Raw genomic sequence first — 6,515 nt, 5'->3', positions numbered from 1 at the left:
CGCACGCGCCGATCTGCTTCCACATGTCGACGTTGAAGCCCATCGTGTGGAACCACCACACGAACGCGCCCGCGCCGCCCGCGGCCGCGACCGCCTTGATCTGGTTGCAGACGGGGGCGACCTGGCCCGCGTACGTCGATTCGCCCTGGATCCACGGGCGCACCTTCTCGGCGCCGAGGCGCGAGACGCCCGACGCGACGAAGTCGTACGTGAGCTTGTAGGGGTCCTGCCCGGCGAAGTTCATGGGATAGATCATCGGCATGAAGACGTCGATGCCGGGGCTCATGCGGACCGCGTCCTGGCCGTACGGGGTGAGCGGCTTCTGGAGCGACTGCGGGAAGACGCTCGCCGAGAGCTTGACCTCGGGCCGGATCGCCTTGATCGCGGCCGAGGCCTCCTTGACGAAGGACGCGATGTGGTCGTTTCTCGCATCCGTCACCTGGCCCACCGTGCCGCCCGTGCAGGGAAGCGGAGCGGTGGAGGAAAGCGTCGGGTTGTAACGCACGTAGTCGAGGTTGACCTCGTCCACCTTCGTGCGGGCCACGAGATCCTTGAGCATCCCGATCATGTGGGCGCGGACGTCCTTGCACGCGGGGTCGAGGTAATCCGTGCCCGCAACGCGCGCGTGCGGGAACTTCGCGGCCGCGTTCTTGTCGATGAACGTCGCAAAGCGCACCGCGCTCTTGAGTCCGTTCTTGTGCGCATCCGCGGCGGCGCGCTCGACGGCGCCGTCGCCGGGAGCGTACGCGCCGCTCATCGGGTACGCCGTGGTGTACCATCCGGCCTTGCCGGTGCCGTCCTTCGCGTCCGAGAAGAAGATCGTCATGCCGGAAGCGAGGGCGGCGTCCATCGCGGGCTTGCGCGCGGTGTGCGACCACGCGGTGCCGATCGCGATGTCCGAGCCGAAGTCGAACGTCGCGGCCGGAGCCGCGGCCGCCGGGGACGCGAAAACGAGCGCCGGCGCAAGGAGGCCGAGCGCGAGCAGCGCGGCGAGGCCTCTCGGGGTAATGCGGGGGACCATGCCGCGCGCTCGGCGGCGCAGCCTCAAGTCCCCTCGCCTTCGCCCGCCGAGACGGCGCCTTGCCGCCTGTCGTCACGGCGCGCGACGACGCCGTGAGGCGAGAAAACGACGGACCTCGTCGAACGGCCGCGCCGTCAACACCTCCCCGGGGGGTACGCCTCCGCGGCGCGCGGCGACGACACCCCAACGCACGTTCGCGAATTCGCCCGGCGCGTGGGCGTCCGAATCGAGCGCGAAGGGTATTCCGAGCTCGCGCGCGCGGCGGAGGATCGGCGCGGGAGGGTCCATCCGTTCGGGGCTGCCGTTGATCTCGAGCGCGGCGCCCGCCGAGCGCACCGCGTCCAGGACGCGTTCGACGTCGAAATCGCTTTCCGGCCGCGCGGGGAGCCGCCGGTTGGTGACGTGCCCGAGGACGTCCACGAGCCCGGTCGAGAGCGCGTCGACGATGCGCCGCGTCATCGCCCCGCGCGGCTGGTCGAGCTTCGAGTGCGCGCTTCCGACGACGACGTCGAGCGCCTCGAGCGCGGCCGCATCGACGCCCAGGCTTCCGTCCTCGAGGATGTTCGCCTCGCACCCGACGAGCACGGGGATCGGGAACGCGCCGCCCCGCACCTCGGCGACGCGGGCCGCCAGCGCGTCCTCGTCGAGGCCCCGGGGAACGGGAAGTCCCGCGGCGTGGTCCGAGACGGCAACCCAGCGTCGGCCGCGCCGGGCGGCGGCTTCGACCATCTCCGGGAGCGTCGCGCGCCCGTCGCTTGCGCGGGTATGGACGTGCAGGTCGCCCACGATGTCGGCTTCCTCGACGAGCGCCCCGCGCCACGCGAAGGCCGCGGGGGATTCCCGGAGCTCCGGAGGAGGCGTCGCGAGGCCGAGAAGACCGTAGACCGCATCCTCCGAAGGGGCCGGCACCTCCGTGCCGTTCTCGCGGGCGAGGCGACCGCCCGCGAGCCTCAATCCCCGCGCCGCGGCGCGGGCGGCGAGCGCCGCAACATGCGCCTCGTCGCCCGTGGATTCGACGAGCGCGGCCCCGAAGTCGCTTGCGTTCGCGAGACGAACCTCGACCGGGACGTCGTCGTCGAGTCGGAAGAGACCTTCGGAGACGGGAACGAACCCCATCTCGCCGAGCGCTTGCCGGGCGTCGACCGCATCCAGGGCCGCGGCGATCACCGCGACGCGGTCCACGAGCGCGCGTCCCCGGCGCGCCTCGCCCGCGACGACCGCGCGCGCGAAGGCGCCGGACCGATCGAAGTCGGAGACGACGCGCTCGGCGATCCGCGACGCCTTCGCAAGAAGGGCGACGCGTCGCGGCGGGGCGCGAAGCGCGGGGAGCTTCGCGAGGATCGCGCGGCGGTGACGCTCCGTCACACCCGCGACGCGGAGGATGCGCCCGGACTCCGCGGCGCGGGCGAGATCCTCGACCGTCGAGACGCCTCCTTCGGCGGCGATTCTCAGCGCGAGGGCGGGCCCGATCCCGGGGATCTCGACGAAGCGCTCGAAGTCGCGGGGAAGCTTCGCCTCGAGGGCTTCGAGCGCGCGCACGCGGCCCGTCGCGAGGTATTCCTCGAGCCGCGCCGAGATGCCGGGCCCCACGAACGGGAGACGCTCGAGGTCGGCGCGCGTCGCGCCCGCCCGGAGGCGGTCGGGTTCGGCGCGGACGCTCGCGGCGGCGCGCTCGTACGCGAGGCCTCGCTGCCGGTCGCCGAGGGCGCGATGGACGAGGGCGAAACGGTCGAGGACGCGCGCGGCGCCCGCGGGCGAGGGCTCCACGCCCGCCGCTCGCCCGCTCCGGTCCATGACCCTTTTCGCGCGGTCCTGGATGCCTGACGATTGAGCGGTGGAGGGATCTCCGTGGCAAGCGTCAGGCGCCGACGCCGCCTTGCGCCTCCCGCGTCCCTTCCGCCTGCCGCGCGAGCGCGACGGAGGAGACGCCGAGCGCGACGCCGTACGCGACGTGGCCGACGAGGCTCGAGACCGCCGATGGGTCCACCGCGATGGACAGGCCCATCATGAGGCGCATTGCGAGGACATCCCCGACGAGCCAGAGCAGAAGGCTCCAGACGACGCCGCGCAGGAGGCCGCGCGCGTAGGAGGTTGTGGAGACCAGGGCCCCGTAAGCCGCCCCGAACAGGGCCGCGAGCAGGAGATGTAGGCTCCAGCCGACCGCGACGTGGGACGCACCCACGAGGGCGGCGATCATGGACATCATCGACATCATGTGCAGCATCATCCCGAAGACAAAGCCGCCCGCAAGGCCCGCGATGGCGCCGCGGACAAGGCGTCCGGGGTCGAGGCCGGGTTCATCCGCTTCCATGGCGTTCCACGATGGATCGCCAGGCAAGGGAAAGATCCTTGCGCCTGAACGAGGGGTCAGGCGGAGGGCTCGAGCGTGAAGGTGAAGGTCGCGCCCTCGCCGGGGCGACCTTTCGCGCGGATGTCTCCGCCATGGCGCCGGACGATGCGCGCGACGGTCGCGAGCCCGAGGCCCGTCCCGTCGTACTCCGCGCCATGGAGCCGTTCGAACGGCTTGAAGAGGCGAGCGGCCTGGGCCGGATCGAAACCCGCGCCGTTGTCGGAGACCGCGATCGCGACGCGACCGTCCGGCCATGTCGCGCGCGACACGGCGATCCTGGGATGCTCCTCCCGCCGCGTGTATTTCCAGGCGTTTCCGAGCAGATTCTCGAAGACGACCCGGACGAGGCCCGGATCCGCGTTGATGACGAGGTCAGGCTCGATCGCAACCTCGACGCGGCGCCCCGGCTCCGGGGCGCGCAGGTCCTGGACGACGGTCGACGCGAGCCGCGACACGTCGACGACGCGACGGGTCACGGTCTCGCGCGCGACGGACGCGAAGCGGAGCAGATCCTGCACGAAGGCGTTGAGACGCGCGGCCTCCTCGCGGACCCGCCGCACGTAGCCCCGACCCTCGTCGTCGAGACGGGCCCCCTGGTCCTCGAGCAGCACTTGCGTGAAGTATTCGATACCGCGCAAACGCGCCCGGATGTCGTGGGAAACGGAATAGCTGAAGGCCTCGAGCTCGCGGTGGCGCTCCTCGAGCTCGCGGTGCCGCAACTCGTGTCTCCGGGCCGTCGCGTCGATCATGGCGCCCACGAGGCGCGTGGGCGTCCCGTCGTCGCGCCGGACGACGAACGCCCGATCCACGACGTCGGCCCACGATCCGTCGGCCCGACGGAATCGGTACTCGAACTGGTGGAGGTCGGTGGACGGATCGGCGAGGGCGTGCTCGACCTCCGCGCGGATGCGCGGTAGATCCTGGGGGTGGACAAGCGCTTCCCACGCCTCGGGCGTGTCGGGGACGTGCTCGTAGCCGAAGATGCGGGCGAAGGGTTCGCCGCGCCAGATCCGGTGCCGCTCGATGTCGTAGTCCCAGAGCGTATCCGCCGCGGCTTTGCCCGCGAGCCGGAAGCGCTCCTCCGATTCGCGGAGAGAGGCCTCGGTGCGGACGCGCTCGGTGACGTCCACGGAAACCCCGATGACCCCGATGACAGCGCCGTCCTCGGAGCGCATGGGAGCGTAGCGTGTCTCGAGATGCCGGCCGCCGTATTCAGCGACCACCTCGAACTCCTCGCCCGCAAGGGCGCGGCGGAGGTTCGCGGGCGCGTTCGGATAGTCCGTGACGATGTCGTCGAAATGCTTCCCGACAAGCGCGCCCGGCTCGATCCCGGCCTTCGCGAGCGCGCTCCCCTCGGAGAGCGTCACGATCCCTTGGGCGTCCGTGGCCCAGAGGATGACCGGCGCGCTCGCGACGAGGCGACGCCATCGCAGATCGCTCTCGCGCAGCGCGCGGGCCTCCTCCATGCGTTGGGTGATGTCCGTCGCTAGGCCCACGAGAGCGACGAGGCGGCCGCCCTCGTCCGTCACCCGTCGCAGCGTGAACTGGACGCTCAGCGGTTCGTCTTCGCGGTCGAACGTCACCGTTCCCGACCAGTCCGCTTGAGCGGCGAACGTCTCGACGATGCGCGGGGCCTCGGCGAACGCCGAAGCGACATCGCGCCGACCGGGGGCGCCCGGATCCCACCGGAAGAGCGCGACCGCGGCGGGGTTCGCATACATGAGGTGGCCGTCGGGATGGACCGCGACGATGGCTTCGCCGGCCGCTTCGAGGAGACGGTCCCGCAGCCGCAAGGCGGCGTCGTCCGCGCGCCGCTCCGTGTCGTCGCGCATGGAAACCACGGCGCCCGTCACCTCGTGGTCGACGCGGATGGGGGCGGCGGTGCAGAGCACGGACCGGACGCCGCCGTCGCGACGCCGCACCAGACTGTCGATGCGCTTCACGGTTGACCCGGTCGCCAGGGCGACGAGGGACGGATAATCCGAACGCTTCACTCGCAATCCATCGCGGTCGACACGGTGCACGACGTTCGCGACGTCCTCGCCCATCGCGTCCCTTGCGGAGACGCCCAGGAGCCGTTCGGCTTCGGGATTGAGATAGGTGACGCGTCCCGTGCGGTCGATCGCGTAGATGCCCTCGCCGATGTGCTCGGCGATCGCGCGGGCGCGACGGGCGCGGTTCTGGGCCTCCGTCGCGAGCACGTTCGCGAGGAAAGCGTCCTGCGACCCGCTTGCCACGGCCAGCGCGGCGATGAGGTCCTCATCGCCCATGCTGCGGACCTCGGAAGCCGGGTCGTCGGCCTCGAGGAGGCGGACGTACGGGCGCTCGAAGCGCAGGTCACCCATGCGTGCTCGCACCTTCTGTTCCACGTAAACAAACCTATGATGCAAAAGCGCGACGCGGAGCCGGCGGACGGGCAAGCGTGACCGAAAGGCGGAAGGCCGAACGGGCGCTTCGCGTCGCCATGCGGGTGACGGTGCGCCAGCACGGCTTCGGCGACGGGCGCGAGCGCACCGTCGACCTTCCGGAGGGCGCCGACGCGGACGGCCTCCTCGTCGCGCTGGGCCACCGCCCCGAGACGGCCCTCGTGTTCCACGACGACGCTCCGCTCCCCGGGGATGCGCCGCTTGCCGAAGGCATGGTCCTGCGGGTGCTCCGCGTCGTGAGCGGGGGCTCGACGGGTTTATCAGGGGCGAGGCATTACTCGCGACCCACGCTCCCTTAGTCTAGTCCGGCCAAGGATAGCAGCCTTTCGAGCTGCCGACATGGGTTCGAATCCCGTAGGGAGCATGGAAGGGGGTAAGTCTGGGAGGGGAAGGCCGAAACCTCCCCCCTCCCGGCCTGACCCCGTCATCTCGTCCGTTCTCGTACCCATCCCCAGCCGACGGCAGCCCGGCCGCGCGCCTCGCGCAGCCGCCGCGGGGTCAGGGGAGCGCCGCGGCGGCGAAGCGAGCCCACGGGACCCGCGAACGTTTCCGTCTGCAACGCGATCGAGACAACCCCGACACCGCACTCTGAGACAACCGCCCCCGCACCCCTCTTCTACGTCGCGCGACTAGAACCGGACCCTCGCGCGCCCTCACCTCGCACGACCGGACTTCCGAGCGCCCTTACCTCGCACGCACCCACCCGCCCCCCGAACGC

5 protein-coding genes and 1 tRNA gene are annotated in these 6,515 nt (G+C 71.5%); 2 read left to right on the top strand and 4 right to left on the bottom strand.

Going from position 1 to position 6,515, the window contains the following annotated elements; translation table 11 throughout:
* The 4 genes from VM889_04575 to VM889_04560 form a co-directional block, all read right to left on the bottom strand.
* Positions 1-1,021: putative glycoside hydrolase (locus VM889_04575; GenBank protein HVL47811.1), on the bottom strand; the 1,021-nt coding region annotated here is incomplete at its 3' end.
* A 72-nt stretch (positions 1,022-1,093) separates the two neighbouring features.
* Positions 1,094-2,788 (bottom strand): PHP domain-containing protein, encoded by a 1,695-nt coding sequence (locus VM889_04570; protein HVL47810.1) that lies wholly within the window; start codon positions 2,786-2,788, stop codon positions 1,094-1,096.
* Positions 2,789-2,879: 91 nt separating this feature from the next.
* A complete protein-coding gene (locus tag VM889_04565) occupies positions 2,880-3,332 on the bottom strand; it encodes a hypothetical protein (GenBank protein HVL47809.1) in 453 nt (150 codons plus the stop codon).
* 56 nt (positions 3,333-3,388) lie between these two features.
* Positions 3,389-5,716: a PAS domain S-box protein gene (locus VM889_04560; GenBank protein HVL47808.1), complete on the bottom strand. Its 2,328-nt coding sequence runs from the start codon at positions 5,714-5,716 to the stop codon at positions 3,389-3,391.
* 119 nt (positions 5,717-5,835) lie between these two features.
* Here VM889_04560 and VM889_04555 point away from each other — a divergent pair, with 119 nt between their 5' ends.
* Together VM889_04555 and VM889_04550 are read left to right on the top strand one after the other, a co-directional pair.
* Positions 5,836-6,096, top strand: a complete 261-nt coding sequence (locus VM889_04555; protein ID HVL47807.1) for a thiamine biosynthesis protein ThiS — start codon at positions 5,836-5,838, stop codon at positions 6,094-6,096.
* A tRNA-Glu gene (locus VM889_04550) sits at positions 6,087-6,161 on the top strand. Before VM889_04555 ends, VM889_04550 begins: the two co-directional genes overlap by 10 nt.
* Positions 6,162-6,515 lie beyond the last annotated feature (354 nt).

Source organism: Candidatus Thermoplasmatota archaeon (assembly GCA_035540375.1).
GTDB lineage: Archaea > Thermoplasmatota > SW-10-69-26 > JACQPN01 > JAJPHT01 > DATLGO01.
Note: the sequence above shows the minus strand (reverse complement) of the source record. Positions and strands in the feature narration are given on the sequence as shown.

Coding starts and splice junctions, on each gene's coding strand:
- VM889_04565 (HVL47809.1), bottom strand. CDS start 3,332: ATGGAAGCGGATGAACCCGGCCTCGACCCCGGACGCCTTGTCCGCGGC.
- VM889_04560 (HVL47808.1), bottom strand. CDS start 5,716: ATGGGTGACCTGCGCTTCGAGCGCCCGTACGTCCGCCTCCTCGAGGCC.
- VM889_04555 (HVL47807.1), top strand. CDS start 5,836: ATGCGGGTGACGGTGCGCCAGCACGGCTTCGGCGACGGGCGCGAGCGC.